This window comes from Flavobacterium sp. N3904, from assembly GCF_025947305.1.
In the GTDB taxonomy this organism is placed as follows: Bacteria; Bacteroidota; Bacteroidia; order Flavobacteriales; family Flavobacteriaceae; genus Flavobacterium.
This window is the reverse complement of record NZ_CP110009.1, coordinates 1,717,328-1,734,492: the sequence shown is the minus strand read 5'-3', so window position 1 is coordinate 1,734,492 and position 17,165 is coordinate 1,717,328. Positions and strand designations below refer to the sequence as shown.

Sequence of the window (17,165 nt, the reverse complement as noted above, 5' to 3'; positions counted from 1 at the left end):
TTAATTTTATTTGTCCTAAGTATTTTGATTATTTATCAATCAAAATATAAATTTTGTCTATTAATGGAGAACTATACATTTTCTATTTACTTTTGCAACAAATAAAATTTTTATGTCAATAGAAGTAAAAAACATTTCGAAAAGTTATGGCGCCCAAAAAGCATTAGACAACATTTCATTTGCTGTTAAAAAAGGAGAGATTGTTGGTTTTTTAGGGCCTAATGGCGCCGGAAAATCGACTTTGATGAAAATTTTGACGACTTATATTAACGCAGATTCTGGTGTTGCAATAGTGAATAGTTTTGATGTAAATACCCAAGAAAAATCAGTGCAGCTTTCTATTGGTTATTTACCAGAACACAACCCGTTGTATTTGGATTTGTATGTGAGAGAGTATTTGGCTTTTAATGCCGATGTTTATAAAGTAGAAAAATCAAGAATCGAAGAGGTAATTCAGATTACCGGTTTACAAACCGGAAGTCATAAAAAAATAGGACAATTGTCTAAAGGATATCGCCAACGTGTTGGATTGGCCAATGCCTTATTGCACAATCCAGATGTTTTGATACTAGACGAACCCACAACAGGATTGGATCCAAATCAATTGGTCGAAATCAGAAACGTGATTAAAAACGTCGGGAAAGACAAGACGGTTTTTCTTTCCACACACATTATGCAGGAAGTCGAAGCGATTTGCGACCGAGTAATCATAATCGACAAAGGAAAAATAGTTGCCGACAAAAAACTAGACAACTTAATCTCTGCCGATAAGGAACAAGTAATCGAAGTCGAATTTGATTTGAAAGTGGAAGAAAATCTTATTGCTCAAATTCCGCATTTAAAATCGTATAAAAACATTCAGGGCAGTTCTTGGGAATTAATTTTTGTTTCGGATAAAGATATGCGCCCAACCGTTTTTGATTTTGCTTACGACAATGGCTTAAAGACATTACAGCTCAATCAAAAGAACAAGAATTTGGAAGCTATGTTTAGGGAAATTACGAAGTAAATTAGCAGCCTAAAGATTTTTATAGAAAAAAGAAATACTCAATCAGTTAAAATAACCAATCGAGTATTTCAAATTGAAATTAATACTAATTTTTTATTTAAAAAACCTTGCTCGCTATTTGTCTAATATTTTCTGATTTTCCCATAGAATAATAATGCAAAACAGGAACTCCTGCTGCTTTCAATTCTATGGATTGCTGAATGGCCCATTCAATTCCTACTTGACGTATTTCAGCATTATTCTTACATTTATCCACAGCATTTATCAAATCTTCGGGTAAATCGATACGGAAAATTTGAGGCAAAACTTGTAAATGTCTTTGTACTGCAATCGGCTTAATCCCTGGAATAATCGGAACGGTGATTCCCATTTCTCTGGCTTTGGCAACAAACTCAAAATATTTGGCATTATCAAAAAACATTTGTGTCACTACATAATCGGCTCCAGCATCCACTTTTTCTTTCAGCCTTTTTAAGTCCGAAATTAGAGAAGGTGATTCCAAATGTTTCTCTGGATAACCGGCCACTCCAATGCAAAAATCGGCTTTGTTGTCGATGTCCATTACATCGTGTAAATACTTTCCGTTATTCAATTGATAAATTTGACTCACTAAGTCGGATGCATAATTATTTCCACCTTCTTTGGGTACAAAGGACTGTTCGTCTTTCATCGCATCACCACGAAGCGCCATAACATTGTCAATTCCTAAATAATGACAATCGACCAACAAATATTCTGTTTCCTCTTTAGTGAAACCACCACAAAGCACATGAGGAACCGTATCCACATTGTATTTATGTTTAATAGAAGCGCAAATCCCCAAGGTTCCAGGACGCATTCTAGTCAGTTTTTTTTCTAGTAAACCATTGCCTTTATCTACATAAATATACTCTTCACGTGAAGTAGTTACATCTATAAATGGCGGTTTGAACTCCATCAACGGGTCAATATTGTCGTATAACTCCTGAATGCTTTTGCCTTTCTGCGGCGGAATAATTTCGAAAGAGAATAACGTTTCTCCTTTGGCATTTTCTATATGTTCTGTTACTTTCATTTTCTTTAGTTTGAAGTTTAAGGTTTAAGGTTTAAGGTTCTCTCGAACAACTTTAACCTTTAAACTTTAAACAAAATTTCAACTTTAAACTATTTTTAATCTGCAATATTCGGATTCAACCATTTCATAGCGACTTCGTTTGAAACACTTCTTCGTTTGGCGTAATCAATAACCTGATCTTCTTTTATTTTTCCAAGACCAAAATACTTACTTTCAGGATTTCCAAAATAATAACCAGAAACAGATGAAGCGGGCCACATGGCCATACTTTCGGTCAAGGTCACTCCAATTGCTGCCTCCACATTCAACAGTTTCCAAATAGTTGGTTTTTCCAAGTGATCCGGACAGGCAGGATAACCCGGTGCCGGACGAATTCCTTTATAATCTTCTTCAATAAGTGCCTGTTTGCTTAAAACCTCATCGGCCTCATAACCCCAAATTTCTTTACGGATTTTTTCGTGTAAATATTCGGCGAATGCTTCTGCAAAACGGTCAGCCAAAGCTTTGACCATAATCGAATTGTAATCGTCCAAATCCTTTTCGAATTCAGCCGCCCATTCGTCAACGCCAAAACCGGTGGTCACGCAAAACGCTCCCATATAATCCACTTTTCCGCTTTCTTTTGGTGCAATAAAATCGGCCAATGCAATATTTGGAGCTCCTTTTGTTTTTTGTGACTGCTGACGCAAAGTCAAGAATGTCTGTAATGGTTTTCCGTTTTCATCAGTCAACTCAATATCGTCATCATTGATTTGATTCGCATGGAAGATTCCGTAGATTCCTTTGGCTTGTAATTTTTTCTCTTTCAAAATTACTTCCAACATTGCTTGTGCATCCGCAAAAACAGAAGTGGCTTGTTCACCCACAACTTCATCCGTCAAAATCGCCGGATATTTCCCGAACAATTCCCAAGTTCTGAAAAACGGAGTCCAATCAATATAAGGAACCAACACATCCAAATCCACTTCAACAATTTGCTCGCCAATAACTTTTGGTTTTACAGGTTCAAAATGCCTCCAATCCAATTGCAATTTATTCTTACGGGCTTGCTCAATCGTCAAGAAATTCTTGTCGCGCGAACGATTCAAAAACGTTTCTCTAAATGCATCGTAATCGGCACGAATATCGCTGGCATAAATTTTTCTATTGTGATCCAATAAATTTCCAGCAACGGTAACCGCTCTTGACGCATCGTTTACGTGAATCACGGTTTCTCTGTATTGAGGTGCAATTTTCACGGCAGTATGTGCACGTGAAGTGGTTGCGCCACCAATCATCACTGGAATTTTCATTCCTCTTTTATCCAATTCTTTGGCGAGATACACCATTTCGTCCAAAGACGGCGTGATCAATCCGCTCAATCCAATAATATCTACTTCATGTTCTATAGCAGCTGCAATAATTTTTTCGGGAGGCACCATAACACCTAAATCTACGATCTCATAATTATTACAGGCCAACACCACCGAAACAATATTTTTACCAATATCGTGAACATCCCCTTTTACGGTTGCCATCAGGATCTTTCCGTTTCCAGATTTGTCCCCTACCTGTTTAGCAGCTTCAATAAATGGTAATAAATAAGCTACCGCTTTTTTCATCACACGAGCCGATTTTACCACCTGTGGCAAAAACATTTTCCCAGATCCAAACAAATCTCCCACAACATTCATCCCCGTCATCAAATTGATTTCGATAACTTCAATCGGTTTTGTGGCAGCTAAACGAGCTTCCTCTACATCAATTTCTATAAAGGCATCTATTCCTTTTACCAAAGAATGCGTGATTCTTTCCTGAACTGTTCCCGAACGCCATTCTTGCACAGCAACTTCATTGCTTTTGGCATCGCCTTTTACATTTTCTGCAAAGTCCAATAAACGTTCTGTGGCATCGTCACGTCTGTCCAAGATTACATCTTCTACATGTTCCAATAAATCTTTTGGAATCTCATCGTAAATCGACAACATTTCCGGATTTACAATTCCCATTGTCATTCCGTTTTTAATGGCGTGATACAAGAAAACCGAGTGCATCGCTTCTCTCACTGTGTCATTTCCTCTAAACGAAAACGAAACGTTACTCACCCCGCCGCTGATGTGTGCGTGCGGTAAATTTTCCCGAACCCATTTGGTTCCTCTAAAGAAATCCAAAGCGTTCAAGCGGTGTTCCTCCATACCAGTTGCCACGGGGAATATATTCAAATCGAAAATAATATCCTGTGCAGGAAAACCAACTTTGTTTACCAAAATATCATACGAGCGTTGGCAAATTTCAACTCTTCTATCAAAATTATCGGCTTGTCCCACCTCATCAAAAGCCATAATAATTGCAGCAGCACCGTAACGTTTGATTAATTTGGCATGGTGTATAAAAGCTTCCTCTCCTTCTTTTAGCGAAATCGAGTTTACCACACATTTTCCCTGAACCACTTTCAAACCAGCCTCTATGATTTCCCACTTCGAGCTGTCAATCATAATGGGCACACGAGAAATATCCGGCTCGGCGGCAATCAGATTCAGGAATTTGGTCATCGCATAAACGCCGTCAAGCATCCCCTCATCCATATTAATATCGATAATTTGCGCGCCTCCTTCTACCTGCTGTCTCGCAATATCCAGTGCTTCCTCGTATTTTTCTTCCTTGATCAATCGAAGGAACTTTCTAGAACCTGTTACATTGGTTCTTTCCCCAACATTCACAAATACACTGTCCGGCGTAATGATTAAAGGCTCCAATCCCGACAATACCAGGTTTCTTCTATGTTTATTGTGTCCCATTTTTTTATTTTGAGTTACTAAGTTCCTATGTGAATTAGGTTCTAAGTTTTTATTATTTTGTCTACGGTCCAAAAAACTGCAGCTATATTTTATTTTAATTTCAACTTTATTTGGGCGTGACCCTCCAAAAAAGGTCGGGTCGGGCTATACGTTCCCGCTTTTTTTCTTGATGAAAAAATCAATAAAAAAGCTCCACTTCTATCCCTCACGCGGGCATTGTGCTATAAATCAACTTTTAGTTTTTTCCAAAACCTTTTATTTGACTCTCTTTGCGGGCACGGATTGCAAATCCGTCATATCTGTTTCATTATTAATTTAGTTCATAAACTATTTTTGAAAAAATTAAATATATCTGAAAAACAGTTATAAGTATAGAAAAAAATTTCAGAAATGTAATTTCCCCAAAATATTCTACCAAATTAAGTTGCTTATAAATGTCAACTCTCCTGTTATTATATTTTTTTATTAAATTCATTATAGATATGCCCCAACTAAAACTTAAAAAAATAAAAATGCTTTGACTTTTAGGCATACTAGCTATATGAATAGTAAAATCATAAATTTTTGTTATTAATATAATACCAAAAAAAATAAAGATGCAATATCCTAGTAATTCAATTAAACCATCCTTTTTCTTTAATATTTTATATATAAAATAGTTCGTCAAAAGAACTATCGTTATTAAAACAAAATAATACATTGGTTTTAAAAAAATTTATTTATCACTAAACTCAAATTTCATCTTGGAACTATTACAATTTTATCAATTTACATCACCGCAGTCGAAACTCTAGGCTTGTAATCCTTGGCAATATCAGCAATCAATTTAATATGGTTTGGAGTTGTTCCGCAACAACCGCCTATTATGTTTATTAAATTATCGTCTAAATAACTTTTAATTTGGGCTTGCATTTCTTCCGGTGTTTCATCGTATTCCCCAAAAGCGTTTGGCAATCCAGCATTTGGATGCGCCGACACGTTGAAAGAAGTGTTATGCGACAAAGTTTGCAAATACGGTTTCAATAAATCGGCACCAAGGGCACAATTGAATCCTACGCTCAACAACGGAATATGCGATACTGAAACCAAAAAGGCTTCAACCGTTTGCCCAGAAAGTGTTCTTCCCGAAGCATCGGTAATAGTTCCCGAAACCATAATTGGAATATCAATATTGCGTTCTTCTTTTACTTGTTCGATGGCGAAAAGTGCCGCTTTGGCATTTAGCGTATCAAAAATTGTTTCTACCAAAAGCAAGTCGCACCCGCCGTCCATTAAGGCTTCGACTTGTTGTTTGTAGGCGGTACGTAAATCATCAAAAGTTACGGCTCTGTATCCCGGGTCGTTTACGTCCGGTGACATACTTGCCGTACGGTTTGTCGGTCCAATTGAACCGGCAACAAAGCGAGGCTGGTTTGGATTTTTGGCTGTGAATTCATCGGCTACTTCACGGGCTAGTTTGGCCGATTCGTAATTCAATTCATAAACTAAATCCTCCAAGTGATAATCCGCCATTCCTATAGTGGTTCCTGAGAAAGTATTGGTTTCCACAATATCAGCTCCTGCCTCAAAATAGGCGGCGTGCACGGCTTTTATGGCCTGTGGTTGCGTGAGAGACAATAAATCATTGTTCCCCTTTAGCGGATGCGGGAAATCTTTGAATCGTTCGCCACGAAAATCTTCTTCGGAGAAATTATAACGTTGCAGCATTGTCCCCATTGCTCCATCGAGCACGAGTATTCTCTTTTTTATTTCTTCTTGAATTGTTGACATATTTTTTTATTTCTCGCAAAGGCACAAAGGCGCTAAGCTGATTATTATTTCCAAAAAATCACTATTTTCGGCTCTTTAGCCCCGATTGCAATGAAAATCCTTTTTTGTTTTTTCTTTAAAAACAAAAAAGATTGCAACGGAAAGCGGGAACGTTGACTGCAAAAAATGCGCCAATAATTCGCTCTAAAAAAAATATCGATATGTTGTCAGGAAAAGGTTTGAGGAATACGGGGATGTATTCTTGTGTTATCTATCCGCGCAATGCGTGGTAGAATGTAGCACCTTCTTTAAAAAAGTAAAGGGTTGCTAAGGTTTCATCGGGTCTTTTCCCTCCGCCTTTCGTGATAACTTTCAATAAAAATAGGAACAGTGCAAAGAAACGACATAGCGCCAACAATTGCAAGTTTTTTTTAAAAGTTTAAATTGTTTAAAAGTTTAAATTGCTTAAAGTTGTTTAAGATTGTCGCCGAACAGACGCAACACCTAAACTTTTAAACAATTTAAACTTTTAAACTTATTAAACGAAACTACACAATAGCTTTCACCACTGCTTTTGGCGCTTCTTTACGAGTACCATCGAATCCGTCAACTCCCGAAACGGTAGTGTATTTCATTACATATTTTTTACCTGGATTGATAATTTGGTAAGCCGCTTGACACATTAATGTGGCTTCGTGGAATCCGCAAAGAATCAATTTTAGTTTTCCCGGATAAGTATTTACGTCACCGATGGCGAAAATTCCAGGGATATTTGTTTGATAATCTAAAGCGTTGTTCACTTTGATTGCATTTTTTTCGATTTCCAATCCCCAATCGGCGATAGGACCTAATTTTGGTGTAAGACCGAAAAGCGGAATGAAATAATCTGTTGGTATGTTTCTGTGCGCTCCGTCAATATCTACATCAACAGACTCTAAATGTTCTGCTCCGTTTAAACCGATAACTTCACCTGGCGTAATCATTTTAATTTTTCCGGCATTTTTTAATTCCTGTACTTTTTCTACAGAATCTAAAGCTCCTCTAAACTCGTTTCTGCGGTGAATCAAAGTTACCTCTGAAGCCACATTCGACAAGAAAATACTCCAGTCCAAAGCGGAGTCTCCACCTCCGGATATTACGACCCTTTTGTCTCTAAATTTCTCTGGATTTTTGATAAAATATTTGATTCCCTTATCTTCATAAAATGCAATATCTTCAATTAAAGGCTTTCTTGGTTCAAAACTTCCTAAACCACCCGCAATGGCTACTACCGAAGCATGGAATTTTTTTCCTTTATTAGATGTTACAATAAAACTTCCGTCTTCTAGCTTATCAATCGTTTCTGCACGTTCTCCCAGAGTAAATCCTGGTTCGAATTGCTTGATTTGTTCCATTAAATTATCCACCAAATCACCAGCCAATACTTCTGGAAATCCCGGAATATCATAGATCGGTTTCTTTGGATACAACTCTGACAATTGCCCCCCTGGTTGTGGCAAAGCATCCAGAATATGACATTTTAATTTTAATAATCCTGCTTCAAAAACGGCGAATAGACCTGTTGGTCCTGCTCCAATAATAAGTATGTCTGTTTTAATCATCGTGTTTAAATTTTTCTCCCTCCAACCCCTCTAAGAAAGAAGATATTGGGTTGAGTTCTGTTTTTATTTATTCTTTTTTTGTCTATTAAATCTACTTATTCTTTTTTCAATGACTCTGTGATTTCGTTCATCTTTTGAACTTTTTCTTCGAAATCACCTTTCAGTGTTTTACGATATTCATTGAGGTTTTCTACCATTTTATTGATGTCTTCCGGAATTACTTCTTCAAAAAACTGGCGCAATCTTTTGGCCGTTGTTGGTGATTTTCCATTGGTCGAAATGGCAATTTTTACGTTTCCTTTGGTTACAATACCACCCAAATAATAATCACATAAATCTGGAGTGTCGGCAATATTGCAGATGAGATATCTTTTTCGGGACAAATCATATACTCGCTTGTTTACTTTCAAATCATCCGTACAGGCAATGACCATGTTACGTTTCTTGAGCATTTTTTTCTTAAACTTCGCTTGGGTCAACTTTACAGAAGGATGTTTTTCGACTAAAGCTTCCAACTCCGGTAAGAACTTTGGCGCTACCACTTCAACATTGGCATTGGGACTGGATTTCAACATAAAAGATAACTTTTCTAACCCTACATTTCCCCCACCCACAATAAGTACATTGAGGTTGTTCAGTTTTAAAAAAATAGGATATAATTCGTTTCTTTCCATTATGATTTTATTTCAGCAGCTACAAATTCTTCGTAAAACCCTTTTAATTTATTGCTTTCTTTGACCACTTCTCCAATTACGATAATTGCTGGCAAACTTAAATTCTTTTCGGCAACCACTTCTTGAATGGTATCAATTGTTCCTACACCTATTTTTTCATTTGGTGTTGTTCCGTTTTGAATAATCGCAACGGGAGTTTCTCCTTTTGATTCTTTTTGAAATAAACTAACAATTTGTGATAGTTTACTCATTCCCATCAAAATCACAACAGTTGCTGATGATTTTGCTGCAAGAGCGATATCACTAGACAAATTTCTGTTGGAAGTAGTTCCTGTGATTACCCAAAAACTTTCGGAAGTTCCTCTTTTGGTCAATGAAATTCCCTGATAAGCAGGAACTGCAATTGCCGATGAAATTCCCGGAACTACAAAGGTAGGGATTCCAAAACTTTCTGCGAATTCAATTTCTTCGCTTCCTCTTCCAAAGATAAATGGATCTCCACCTTTTAACCGAACCACGTGCCCGTAAGTAAGCGCATTATCAACAATCAATTGGTTGATTTGATCTTGCGAATATTCGTGACAACCAATTCTTTTCCCCACAAATATTTTTATGGAATTTTGAGGAGCGTGATTCATTATTTCTTCATTGGCCAAGGCATCATACAAAACCACATTCGCTTCAGCAAGTGCTTTTACACCTTTTAGAGTAAGCAAGTCTGGGTCGCCAGGACCTGCACCTACTAAAGTTACTTTGGGTTGAATTGTATTAAGCATCGGCTAAATCTTTGGCTCTGTATGTTTCTATTTTATCAAAAAAGACAACTCCTTCTTGAATGTATTTTAGTGCAAAGGCTTCAGATGGTTCATTTGATTTGATTTGATAAACCAAATCTTTAAAGCTTGAATCCAACTCAATTTTTTTGCTTTCTATAAAAACCGTATCAAACAAATCGATTATTCCTGCGTGGTGGTTTGTTTTTTCGTTTTCGGCCAATAATAATGCTTTGGCTCCATTTACAAATCCTGCATAAGCCAAATAAATAGCATCTGACCATTTTTTGTCATCAAAAGCTTCCTTAGCAAATGTTAGTTTATCTTTTGCTTCAAAGATTAAAGTAGCAACTAAATCAATAACAACACCAGCACATTCTCCAACTCCAATTGCTTTTACGTAGTTGTCTGCATTTCCCCAATCTACAAAATCGGCTTCTGTTAAATTCGTAATATCCGAAAGCGGTTTCAATAATTCGAAAAAATATTTCTCTCCTTTGGCATCATAGTAATTCAAAAAGGATAATCCGTTTGCGTTTGCTTCAAAATCATTTAGAATAGAACGCAAAGCTTCTGGTCCTCTTCGGCTAGGAATTTTTATAACTTTATCTGAAAAACGACCTTGACCATTTCCTAAATTTCCACCACCCAACAATACTTGAAGTGCTGGAGCTACCAATTTTCCGGAATTGATGGACATCCCTTGAAAACCAATTTCGGCCATATTGTGTTGTCCGCAAGCATTCATACACCCACTAATTTTGATAGTGATTCCTTGATTGTTGCTGTATTGTGGATATTCTGTTGCCAAAACTCTTTCTAGCTCTACTGCAATTCCAGTACTGCTTGCAATTCCAAGATTACAGGTATCAGTACCAGGACAAGCTGTAATATCACCAATAGTATCGTATCCTAAAGTTACAAAATCCAGTTTGGCTAATTCTTGATAGAAAAATGGCAAATCTTCTTCCCTAATATGACGAAGAACTATATTTTGTCTTAATGAAAAACGCAATTCATTCGTAGCATAATTTTTGATTAAATCAGCTAATAGTCTCGCTTTGTCTGTATAAAAATCACCCAAAACCACTTTGATTCCGATCGCTACATATCCAGCTTGTTTTTGAGCAAATACATTTGATTTTTTCCAAGCTTCAAAAGCTGCAGTGTCTTCAATAACAACTTTTGGTGCTGCCAACAAAGGTGCTGGAATAGCTCCTTCAAATGCAGTGGTATCGATTTCAAAAGTTTGGCAAGACAAGGCTTTTTTCTCTTCCTCTACCAATCTTAAAAACTCGTCTCTACCTAACTCTTTTACTAAAAATTTCAATCGTGCTTTCAATCGTTTGGTTCTTTCTCCATGACGGTCAAACACTCTAAGAATCCCCTCAGTTGTTGGTATAATTTGATTTACTGGAATAAATTCAGACAATAATTCGGCATGATGTGGTTGAGATCCTAAACCTCCTCCAAGCATTACTTTGAATCCTTTTTCTCCGTTTACCACTTTTGGAATAAATCCTAAATCATGTAAATAACTCAAAGCGGTATCTTTATCCGAAGAAGAAAATGCCATTTTGAATTTACGTCCCATTTCCTGACAAACTGGGTTTCTCAACAAAAATTGAAACAAAGCATGCGCATAAGGCGATACGTCAAAAGGCTCATCAACATCGATTCCGGCCGTTTCACTTGCCGTAATATTTCTTACGGTGTTCCCACAAGCTTCTCTCAAAGTAACATCGTCTTTTTCTAACTCAGCCCAAAGTTCAGGAGTTCTATCCAAACTTACATAGTGAATTTGAATATCCTGGCGCGTTGTAATGTGCAAGCGTCCAGTTGAATATTCATCCGAAACTTTACAAATACGGTGCAATTGTTCGCTTGTCACTTTTCCATAAGGCAATTTGATGCGAATCATTTGCACGCCTTCCTGACGCTGACCGTATATTCCTCTTGCTAGACGAAGACTGCGAAAACGTTCGTCATCGATTTTTCCATCACGGAATAAAGCAATTTTTCTTTCTAAATCGATAATGTCTTTTTGAACAATCGGGTCTTCTATTTCGGTTCTAAAACTTTGCATTTTGTATGGTTTTAGGCTACTAGCACTGGCTCTTAGCTGTTAATCGATATCTTTTTAATTCCTTTAATTCTTTAGCAAAAACTAAAAACTATTTTATAAATCCAACACCTGCTGTTGTGTTGGTTGCTGAATCTATCAAAATGAAAGCTCCGTTAGATTTGTTGTCATTGTAAGCATCAAAATAAATGGCTTTGCTCAATTTAATGGTTACCTCTCCGATCTCATTAATGGCCAATTGAGTTGCTGGTGTTACTCCAGAATAATCGGTAGCGATTACGTTTTTCACACTATCAATTTTTGCCAAAACTCTGTTAGTGTTGTGCTGCACAAAATATTTTGCGCCTGCCACTAATTTTTTGCTGTCCATCCAACAAACCGTTGTTGTGATGTCTTTTTCAATTCTAGGAAGCTCATTTGATTTTACAATCATATCACCTCTCGTTACATTGATATCATTTTCTAATTCGATTGTTATGGAAGAACCAACGCTCGCCTCATCAAATTGTTTATCGAAAAAGTGAATATTGGTCACTGTAGATTCTGTCAAAGAAGGAAGAACCGTTACCGCATCTCCTACTTTGATATTGTTACCGTATAGTTTTCCGGCATAACCTCTAAAATCGTGATATTCTTCCGTTTTTGGACGAATAACTGTTTGAACCGGAAAACGTGCTTGTCCATTATCGTAAACATCTTTTGCTTCTAAATTTTCCAAATGTTGCAGGATAGTTTGTCCAGTATACCAAGGCATTTTTCCTAATGTTTCTACCACATTATCTCCTGTCAAAGCACTCAATGGAATGTAACTTACGTTTTGTTCCTTGTAGGCGCTTTTTGCATTTAATGCTTGGAAATCGGCTTTGATTTTGTTGTACACTTCTTCCGAATAATCAACCAAATCCATTTTGTTTACCGCAACAATCACGTCTTTTACTCTCAATAAATTATTGATGAAAAAGTGACGGTATGTTTGCTCAATCACGCCTTTACGGGCATCGATTAAAATGATGGACACTTGTGAAGTCGAAGCTCCGGTAACCATGTTACGTGTATATTCTACGTGACCTGGAGTATCGGCAATTATGTAACTTTTTTTCGCTGTCGAAAAATAAATATGTGCTACATCTATCGTAATTCCTTGTTCTCTCTCTGCAACCAAACCATCGGTAGCCAAAGAAAAATCTAGATAATCATATCCTTTTTGCTTACTGCTTTTTTCTATTGCTTCTAATTTATCAGTAGTTAACGATTGTGTATCGTATAATAATCTCCCTATTAAAGTACTCTTTCCGTCATCTACACTTCCTGCTGTTGCTATTTTTAAAACTTCCATCCTTATTTTTTGTTTAAAGTTTAAAAGTTTACCGTTTCACGTTTTGAAAACTTCGCTTATAAACTTCTTATGTTTTTATACTTACTTTATAAATTTCTAAAAATTAAATTCTAAAAATAACCTTGTTGTTTTCTTTTCTCCATAGCAGCTTCAGAACGTTTGTCATCGATTCTGGCTCCTCTTTCAGAAATAGTCGAAGTACGGATCTCCCCAACTACTTCCTGAATGGTTGCGGCATACGATTCAACTGCGGCAGTACAACTCATATCTCCAACGGTTCTGAAGCGAACAATTCGTTCTTCGATTTGTTCGTCTTCTTCTTGGTACACAAAAGGAGAGTGCGACCAAATTAAACCGTCTCTCAAAAAAACTTTACGTTTGTGTGAAAAGTAAATCGATGGAATTTCGATTTGCTCTTGTTCGATATAACTCCAAACATCTAATTCTGTCCAGTTTGAAATTGGAAAAACACGTACGTTTTGGCCATTTTCAATTTTTCCGTTCAATAAGTCAAACAATTCGGGACGTTGGTTTTTTTCATCCCATTGACCAAAATCATCACGAACAGAAAAAATACGTTCTTTGGCTCTTGCTTTTTCCTCATCACGTCGCGCTCCACCAATACAAGCGTCAAATTTAAATTCTTCGATAGCATCTAATAATGTAGTGGTTTGCAAGCTATTTCGGCTGGAATATTTACCAGACTCTTCAACCACTTTCCCCTCATCAATTGCATCCTGCACATTACGAACGATTAATTCCAATCCCAATTCAGCTACCAATCGGTCTCTAAATTCAATAGTCTCCGGAAAGTTGTGGCCTGTATCCACATGTAATAATGGAAAAGGAATTTTCGCTGGGAAAAATGCTTTTTGTGCCAAACGCACTAATGTAATGGAATCTTTACCGCCTGAGAAAAGCAAAACGGGTTTGTCAAATTGAGAAATCACTTCTCTGAATATGTAAATTGCTTCGCTTTCTAAAGCATTTGTTTTTAAAACTGAACTCATTATTTTTAGTTTAAAAGTTTAAAGTTTAAAAGTTTAAGGTTGTCCCCTGTATTAAATCTTCAAACTATTATTATTTTTTTCTTTTTTCTAACTTCTATTTTCTAATCTCTTACCTTACTTCTGGTGCAATCCACATTCTTTATGACTGGATTCCCACGACCATCTTCCTGCTCTGATGTCCTCTCCTTCGGCAATCGCTCTGGTACAAGGCGCACAACCAATGCTTACAAACCCTTTTTTGTGTAAAGCGTTTTGTGGTACATTATTATCATCAATGTATTTTTGGACGTCTTCTAAAGTCCATTTCAACAATGGGTTGAATTTTATAATATTGAAATGTGCATCGTATTCAAAAGCTGCCAAATCATTTCTGTTTTCGGATTGTTCGGCACGCAAACCCGTAATCCAAATTTCATTTCCTTTCAAAGCTTTTGTCAACGGCGCTACTTTTCGAATAAAACAACATTCTTTTCTGTTCTCCACCGATTCGTAAAAGCTGTTTGGTCCTTTTTTATTCAGCAAATTTTCTACATCACTAGCTTCAGGAAAATACGTCTGAATCGCAACTTTGTATTTTTTTATTGTTCTATGAAAAACATCATACGTTTCCTGAAATAATCTTCCCGTGTCAAGTGTGAATATATTGATAGGCAAATCATCCTTAGCAATTAATGCAGTTATAACCTGATCTTCTTGGCCAAATGAAGTTGAAAAAACCACTTTCCCTTTGTGTTCATTAGCCAAAAAAGCCAAAGTTTCCTCAATCGTGAAATCTGCCGTTTTTTCCAATAAAGTATTTACTATCGCTGTGCTCATATTTATGTCTGTATTTTGTAAATCTATTACCCTATCGGAATACTAGATTAAAATGCAAAAATACTACTTATTTCTATATATCAAAATAATACCTTGACTTTTTATATTAAAAAATAATAAATAATAAATTCTACTACTCCTATAGGAGTATTGTAAAAAATATGTATTTTTGTCAAAATTTTAAAATATCATGGATTTCCAAATAGGATTAGTAGTAGCAGGTTTGACAGTTGGATTTGTAGTGGGATTAACCGGAGTTGGTGGCGGTTCTTTGATGACACCTATTTTATTGTGGTTTGGAATTCCACCAACAACAGCAGTGGGCACCGATTTATTATATGCTGCATTTACCAAAATGGGAGGTGTATTTGTACATCACAAAAAAAAGAATATCAATTGGGCCATCACAGGTTGGCTTTCTTTAGGCAGTGTTCCGGCCGCAATGCTAACTTTGTGGATTTTACATAGTATAAAAACAGATATTACTACTATAAATACAATTATAAAATACAGCTTGGGTTGGGCATTACTTTTTACTTCAATTGCCATTTTATTCAAAAAGAAACTACTCGTATTTTCACAAAAACATGCTGGTGATAAATTTCATAGTGAGAGTAAAACTCAAAATGTATTAACGATTCTTATTGGAGTACTTTTGGGAGCCACCGTTACACTAACTTCAATTGGAGCTGGTGCTTTGGGTACGGTTACTTTATTTTTCTTATACCCACTTTTGCCTACTCCACGATTGGTTGGAACCGAAATCGCTCATGCTGTTCCTTTAACTCTTGTTGCAGGAATAGGACATGCCTCGATGGGAAATTTAGATTTAGGTCTATTAGGACAGTTGCTAATGGGATCTCTCCCAGGAATCTATGTTGGAAGTATGTTGAGCGGAAAAGTACCAGATTTAATTCTTAGAAATGCCATTGCAATAATGTTATTTTTCGTAGGATATAAATTGGTTTTTTAGCCAAAAGAAGTCTGTTTAGATTAAAAATCTAAGCTGTTTTCAAAAAATAGTCCTAAGCATCCATACTAATTTGTAAAAAAAGCAAATTCATAAAATAAAAGAATGTTAAATATTCTAAAATTTGTGAATTTTCGATAATCTTTTAAAAAGCAATATCTGCTAAGGAATTATTTTCTAAAATCATCAAAGTATTGTCGCGAACTTCTGTCATTAATTTATGTACAGAACAATTGGCTTCGTCAATACAATCCTCGCAGGGCTCATAAAAGTTATGACTCACACAAGGTAAAAGTGCAATAGGTCCTTCCAGTATTCGATATACTTGAGCCATATTGATATCTTTAGGATCTTTTATCAAATAATAACCACCACCTTTTCCTTTTTTGGCTCCTAAAAAACCAGAATATCTTAGGAGTAATAAAATACTTTCCAAAAATTTAATCGAAATGTTTTCGCTTTTTGCAATTTCGGCAATTTGAACGGGCGAATTATCTTCTTGTCGAGCCAAAAAAGTCAGTGCTTTTATTCCGTATTTTGTTTTCTTTGAAAGCATTGTGATTTAAGATTGTGGATTAATCCCGATAGCAATCGGAACTTATTTTTGATTTTTATCTGATTACGAAACTACAAACTTTATCCTTTTTTTAGCAAATTGTATGAAACTATTTTAAAATTTCCTTGCAAATCGATTCTGCAAAATGTTTTTCCGTATAAAAATTGTGTTCCTTATTTTTTATAATTTCGGAATTTATGGGATGTTTTTCAAACCAATTATCATTTGGTCTATTGCTGTCATTTTCTCCATAATAAAGCTTTATTGTTCCATTCGGAATTTCATTCTCATATCGTAATCTTGTCGATGAAACTGCAAATAGACTTTTAACAGTCAATCCCTTCAAAGTTGCTTTCCAAGCAATTATTCCACCGATACTAAAGGCTAGAACATCAATTTCATTCTTTTCTTCTTTCAAAAGTTGCTCAACTGCCTTTTCGATTCCTGCATTAACAAACTGAGTGTGAAGATTTTCTTCGGTATAAAGAGTTTTATCTATTGCTCCCAAATCACAACAATCATAATATTGAATTTCGAATTTATCCTTCAATAATTCAACATAGACTGAAACCCAATCAGATTTTTCTTTTCCCCATAAATCCGATAAAATGATTAATCTTGATTTCATTTGTTTGTGATGTTACAAAACCAAATTTACAATTTTAACAAATCAAAACAGATTTATTTTGTTCCAAATCAACAATAACATCAACCCTATTAAACACAAAACCCACGATTAAAACCGTGGGCTATTGCT

General features: G+C 36.0%; 14 protein-coding genes and 1 riboswitch. Of the genes, 2 read left to right on the top strand and 12 right to left on the bottom strand.

Annotated features, from left to right (window positions below; genetic code table 11):
* The first annotated feature begins 112 nt into the window (after window positions 1–112).
* On the top strand, window positions 113–1,009 hold the full coding sequence (gldA, locus tag OLM57_RS07115; RefSeq protein ID WP_264566534.1) for a gliding motility-associated ABC transporter ATP-binding subunit GldA: 897 nt from the start codon (window positions 113–115) through the stop codon (window positions 1,007–1,009).
* Between the two features lie 97 nt (window positions 1,010–1,106).
* Here gldA and metF read toward each other — a convergent pair whose 3' ends face one another.
* The 10 genes from metF to OLM57_RS07065 form a co-directional block, all read right to left on the bottom strand.
* Window positions 1,107–2,063, bottom strand: a complete 957-nt coding sequence (gene metF / locus OLM57_RS07110) for a methylenetetrahydrofolate reductase [NAD(P)H] (protein WP_264566533.1) — start codon at window positions 2,061–2,063, stop codon at window positions 1,107–1,109.
* Between the two features lie 95 nt (window positions 2,064–2,158).
* Entirely contained in the window at window positions 2,159–4,840 is a 2,682-nt protein-coding gene (gene metH / locus OLM57_RS07105; RefSeq protein ID WP_264566532.1) for a methionine synthase, read from the bottom strand.
* 768 nt (window positions 4,841–5,608) lie between these two features.
* Entirely contained in the window at window positions 5,609–6,610 is a 1,002-nt protein-coding gene (locus OLM57_RS07100) for a homocysteine S-methyltransferase family protein (RefSeq protein ID WP_264566531.1), read from the bottom strand.
* Between the two features lie 243 nt (window positions 6,611–6,853).
* Window positions 6,854–6,961: riboswitch (SAM riboswitch) on the bottom strand.
* A 176-nt stretch (window positions 6,962–7,137) separates the two neighbouring features.
* Window positions 7,138–8,190: an NAD(P)/FAD-dependent oxidoreductase gene (locus tag OLM57_RS07095; RefSeq protein ID WP_264566530.1), complete on the bottom strand. Its 1,053-nt coding sequence runs from the start codon at window positions 8,188–8,190 to the stop codon at window positions 7,138–7,140.
* A 95-nt stretch (window positions 8,191–8,285) separates the two neighbouring features.
* Window positions 8,286–8,864 (bottom strand): bifunctional precorrin-2 dehydrogenase/sirohydrochlorin ferrochelatase, encoded by a 579-nt coding sequence (locus OLM57_RS07090; protein ID WP_264566529.1) that lies wholly within the window; start codon window positions 8,862–8,864, stop codon window positions 8,286–8,288.
* Window positions 8,864–9,640, bottom strand: coding sequence for a uroporphyrinogen-III C-methyltransferase (gene cobA, locus OLM57_RS07085; protein WP_264566528.1), 777 nt, complete (start codon window positions 9,638–9,640; stop codon window positions 8,864–8,866). The genes OLM57_RS07090 and cobA overlap by 1 nt, the downstream gene beginning before the upstream one ends.
* A complete protein-coding gene (locus OLM57_RS07080) occupies window positions 9,633–11,723 on the bottom strand; it encodes a nitrite reductase (protein ID WP_264566527.1) in 2,091 nt (696 codons plus the stop codon). Before OLM57_RS07080 ends, cobA begins: the two co-directional genes overlap by 8 nt.
* Window positions 11,724–11,811: 88 nt before the next feature.
* Complete coding sequence (locus OLM57_RS07075) at window positions 11,812–13,056, bottom strand: sulfate adenylyltransferase subunit 1 (RefSeq protein ID WP_264566526.1); 1,245 nt, start codon at window positions 13,054–13,056, stop codon at window positions 11,812–11,814.
* Window positions 13,057–13,166: 110 nt separating this feature from the next.
* Entirely contained in the window at window positions 13,167–14,066 is a 900-nt protein-coding gene (cysD, locus tag OLM57_RS07070) for a sulfate adenylyltransferase subunit CysD (RefSeq protein WP_077373562.1), read from the bottom strand.
* A gap of 114 nt (window positions 14,067–14,180) precedes the next feature.
* Window positions 14,181–14,882, bottom strand: coding sequence for a phosphoadenylyl-sulfate reductase (locus OLM57_RS07065; RefSeq protein ID WP_264566525.1), 702 nt, complete (start codon window positions 14,880–14,882; stop codon window positions 14,181–14,183).
* 190 nt (window positions 14,883–15,072) lie between these two features.
* On the opposite strand from OLM57_RS07065, the gene OLM57_RS07060 reads away from it, so the two are divergent.
* Complete coding sequence (locus OLM57_RS07060; RefSeq protein ID WP_264566524.1) at window positions 15,073–15,855, top strand: sulfite exporter TauE/SafE family protein; 783 nt, start codon at window positions 15,073–15,075, stop codon at window positions 15,853–15,855.
* 142 nt (window positions 15,856–15,997) lie between these two features.
* Here OLM57_RS07060 and OLM57_RS07055 read toward each other — a convergent pair whose 3' ends face one another.
* Window positions 15,998–16,408 (bottom strand): RrF2 family transcriptional regulator, encoded by a 411-nt coding sequence (locus OLM57_RS07055; protein ID WP_264566523.1) that lies wholly within the window; start codon window positions 16,406–16,408, stop codon window positions 15,998–16,000.
* A gap of 109 nt (window positions 16,409–16,517) precedes the next feature.
* On the bottom strand, window positions 16,518–17,036 hold the full coding sequence (locus tag OLM57_RS07050) for an alpha/beta hydrolase (protein ID WP_264566522.1): 519 nt from the start codon (window positions 17,034–17,036) through the stop codon (window positions 16,518–16,520).
* Between the last annotated feature and the right edge of the window lie 129 nt (window positions 17,037–17,165).

What these genes read in the sequence shown, in the direction of transcription:
- gldA (WP_264566534.1), top strand. Translation starts at nt 113, where the DNA reads ATGTCAATAGAAGTAAAAAACATTTCGAAAAGTTATGGCGCCCAAAAA.
- metF (WP_264566533.1), bottom strand. Translation starts at nt 2,063, where the DNA reads ATGAAAGTAACAGAACATATAGAAAATGCCAAAGGAGAAACGTTATTC.
- metH (WP_264566532.1), bottom strand. Translation starts at nt 4,840, where the DNA reads ATGGGACACAATAAACATAGAAGAAACCTGGTATTGTCGGGATTGGAG.
- OLM57_RS07100 (WP_264566531.1), bottom strand. Translation starts at nt 6,610, where the DNA reads ATGTCAACAATTCAAGAAGAAATAAAAAAGAGAATACTCGTGCTCGAT.
- OLM57_RS07095 (WP_264566530.1), bottom strand. Translation starts at nt 8,190, where the DNA reads ATGATTAAAACAGACATACTTATTATTGGAGCAGGACCAACAGGTCTA.
- OLM57_RS07090 (WP_264566529.1), bottom strand. Translation starts at nt 8,864, where the DNA reads ATGGAAAGAAACGAATTATATCCTATTTTTTTAAAACTGAACAACCTC.
- cobA (WP_264566528.1), bottom strand. Translation starts at nt 9,640, where the DNA reads ATGCTTAATACAATTCAACCCAAAGTAACTTTAGTAGGTGCAGGTCCT.
- OLM57_RS07080 (WP_264566527.1), bottom strand. Translation starts at nt 11,723, where the DNA reads ATGCAAAGTTTTAGAACCGAAATAGAAGACCCGATTGTTCAAAAAGAC.
- OLM57_RS07075 (WP_264566526.1), bottom strand. Translation starts at nt 13,056, where the DNA reads ATGGAAGTTTTAAAAATAGCAACAGCAGGAAGTGTAGATGACGGAAAG.
- cysD (WP_077373562.1), bottom strand. Translation starts at nt 14,066, where the DNA reads ATGAGTTCAGTTTTAAAAACAAATGCTTTAGAAAGCGAAGCAATTTAC.
- OLM57_RS07065 (WP_264566525.1), bottom strand. Translation starts at nt 14,882, where the DNA reads ATGAGCACAGCGATAGTAAATACTTTATTGGAAAAAACGGCAGATTTC.
- OLM57_RS07060 (WP_264566524.1), top strand. Translation starts at nt 15,073, where the DNA reads ATGGATTTCCAAATAGGATTAGTAGTAGCAGGTTTGACAGTTGGATTT.
- OLM57_RS07055 (WP_264566523.1), bottom strand. Translation starts at nt 16,408, where the DNA reads ATGCTTTCAAAGAAAACAAAATACGGAATAAAAGCACTGACTTTTTTG.
- OLM57_RS07050 (WP_264566522.1), bottom strand. Translation starts at nt 17,036, where the DNA reads ATGAAATCAAGATTAATCATTTTATCGGATTTATGGGGAAAAGAAAAA.